This window comes from Cellulomonas sp. PS-H5 (genome assembly GCF_019265565.1).
Taxonomy (GTDB): Bacteria; Actinomycetota; Actinomycetes; order Actinomycetales; family Cellulomonadaceae; genus Cellulomonas.
The window spans coordinates 5096-8079 of record NZ_JAHVCI010000095.1 but is presented as its reverse complement, the minus strand read 5'-3'; the positions used below and the strand labels follow the sequence as shown (position 1 = coordinate 8079).

Sequence of the window (2984 nt, the reverse complement as noted above, 5' to 3'; positions counted from 1 at the left end):
CGTCCCGCGCCGCCCGGCGCCGGCGCGAGGCAGGGGCGGCCGCGGGGGCCGGCGCGACCGGCGCCGCACCGGGCGACCGGCCGGCCGAGCAGCACGGCGACCAGCAGCACTGACCGAGGAGGACCGCGACCCGTCGGGGGGCGCGGCCCGCACGATCGCCCGGGTCCCCGGGCCGGAGAGGGAGACGATGCACCGAGGAACGAGGACCCGCGCCTGGCGCGCGGTGACCGGCGCGCTGGTCGCGCTGGTCGTGGGCGCGGGCTCCGCGCTCGTGGCGACCCCCGCGGTCGCCGCGCCGACGCCGACGCTGACGGTGTCGCCGACGACCGGGCTGGACCCGGAGGGCGCGACGATCACGATCACCGGCCGCGACTTCGACCCCGCGTTCACGCAGGGGCCGATGGTGGCCGGCATGTACGCGCAGATCGGGTGGCTGGCGGACACCTGGCGTCCGTCGCAGGGGGCGTCGGCCGGCGCGCGGTCCAACGCCTACCGCGTCGCGGTCGAGGACACCCCGACCGGCGGCGAGTACGTGCAGTGGACGGACGACGACGGCGACGGCCTGGTGGACTTCACCTGGACCCAGACGATCACCAAGGCCGCGCTGGACGCCGTGGAGATCGAGGGCGGGCAGCTCGCGGTGTTCACCGTCGGCGGCAAGGGCGTGGTGCAGGCGGGCAACGAGGTCGCCGTGCCGATCGCGTTCGCGGAGCCGGTCACCGAGGAGCCGGGCACGGGTGAGCCGGGGACCGAGGAGCCGGGCACCGAGGAGCCGGGCACCGAGGAGCCGGGCACGGGGGAGCCCGGCACCGGCGAGCCCGGCACCGAGGAGCCGAACGCCCCGGCCGAGCCGACGCTGACCGTCACGCCGACGACCGGCCTGGACCCCGAGGGCGCGACCCTGACGATCACCGGCTCCGGCTACGACACCAGCGCGCTCGGCCTCTACGGCCCGAACGCGGGCCAGCCCGCCGGGTTCTACGCGCAGGTCGGCTGGCTGGCGAGCACCTGGCGCCCGTCGGAGGGCGCGGCCACGTCGGCGCGCACGAACGCGTACTCGGCGTGGGTGCAGGGCGTCAGCGAGACGAGCCCCTACCTGAAGTGGACCCTCGCCGCCGACGGCACCGCGGGCTTCACCTGGACCGTCACGGTCGACAAGGAGACGCTGGACGCGAAGGCGCTCGCGGGCGGCACGCTCGCCGTCTTCACCACCGGCGCCGGCGGCACCACCCAGGCGGGCAACGAGCGCGCGGTCCCGATCGCCTTCGCGGCGGCGGGCGGCGAGACGCCCGGCGGGGAGAACCCCGGCGGCGGCGAGGGCGGCGAGACGCCCGGCACGCCCGGCACCCCCGGCGGCGGGACCCCGGCGCCGAGCTGCGTCGCGATCACCGGCGCCACCTTCTCCTGGGGCGTCCGCGAGTCGTTCCGCTCCTACATCACGAGCCCGATCGCGAGCGGCTCGATCAGCACCACCGGCGTGACCGGTACCGGCCCGTGGACCTGGTCCGCCGGCACGGGCCAGGTCGGCGCCGACGGCCTGGCGACGTCCACGTGGTCGGGCGGCGTCCGGTTCACCGGCCACGAGGGCGCGCTCGACCTCACGTTCGCGAGCCCCGAGGTGCGGGTCACCGGCGCCACCACGGCGTCGCTGCTGATGTCGGTCTCCTCCGGCACGGCCGCCGCCACCCGCGTCGAGGTCGCCACGCTCGACCTGGCGGGCGGCACCGCGGGCTCGACGGCCTCGAAGGTCGCCTGGTCCGGCGTCCCCGCGACGCTGACCGCCGAGGGGAGCACGGCGTTCGCCGGCTTCTACCCGGCCGGCGCGCCGCTCGACCCGGTGTCGTTCACGCTGCCGCTCGGCGCGGCCACGGACTGCGGCACGCCGACGGTCCCGACCACCCCCACGGTCCCGACGACGCCGACCCTGCCCGGCGGCGACGCCGAGCCGGCGCCGGTGCGCGAGGTCCAGGGCCTGAACGCGTCGGGCGCGGTCACCGCGGGCGGCGAGCTCACCCTGACGGCGAACGGGTTCGGCGCGGGCGAGGGCGGCATCCGCCTCGAGCTGCACTCCGACCCGGTCCTGCTGGCGACGCTCACGGCCGACGCCTCCGGCACGGTCGCGGCGACGTTCACCATCCCGGCGTCCACGCCGGCCGGGGCGCACACGCTCGTGCTGATCGGCGCCGGCCAGACCCTCGAGTTCCCGATCACCGTCCAGGCCGCGGTGCCGACGTGCGTGGCCCGGGCCGTGTCCGGGGCGTCGTTCACCTGGGGCGTGCGGGACTCGTTCCGCAGCTACGTCACCGGCCCGATCGCGAGCGGGTCGATCAGCGCCTCCGGCGTCTCGGGCTCCGGCCCGTGGACCTGGTCCGGCGGCACCGGCCGGTACAACACCGCCGGCGACGTCGGCTCGGCCTCCTGGTCGGGCGGCGTGCAGTTCACCGGGCACGCGGGCCAGCTGGACCTGGCGTTCTCGAACCCGACGGTCCGCGTCACGAGCGGCTCGTCCGCGACGCTGACGATGACCGTGGCGAGCCCGTCCGGCTCGTCCCGCGTCGCGCTCGCCACGCTGGACCTGTCCGCCGGCTCGGCGTCCTCGGGCGCCTCGCAGGTGGCGTGGTCCGGGGTCCCGGCGACGCTGACGCAGGCCGGCGCGACCGTGTTCCAGGGGTTCTACACCGCCGGTGCGGCGCTCGACCCGGTGTCGTTCACGCTGCCGCTCGGCGCGGAGGTCGAGTGCGACGCCGCGTCCGGCAGCCTGGCCACCACGGGCGCCGAGCCCGGCGACGCGGTCGGCTACGCCGTCGCGCTGCTGCTGTTCGGCGCGCTCCTGACGGCGGCGGCGTACCGTCGCCGGCAGCGCTCGGCCGCGCTCGCGGCCTGATCGACGGGCGGCGCGACCGGACGGTCGCGCCGCCCCGACCACCGTGCCCGGGCACGGTGTCGCGCGGAGGGCGACCGCGGGGGACCGGGGGGGGCGCGCC

At 77.7% G+C, this 2984-nt stretch carries 1 protein-coding gene; it reads left to right on the top strand.

Annotated elements, in window-relative coordinates; translation table 11 throughout:
- The first annotated feature begins 187 nt into the window (after nt 1-187).
- Nucleotides 188-2884, top strand: coding sequence for an HtaA domain-containing protein (locus J5O08_RS19880; protein ID WP_218708647.1), 2697 nt, complete (start codon nt 188-190; stop codon nt 2882-2884).
- Nucleotides 2885-2984: the final 100 nt, after the last annotated feature.

Coding starts and splice junctions, on each gene's coding strand:
- J5O08_RS19880 (WP_218708647.1), top strand. CDS start 188: ATGCACCGAGGAACGAGGACCCGCGCCTGGCGCGCGGTGACCGGCGCG.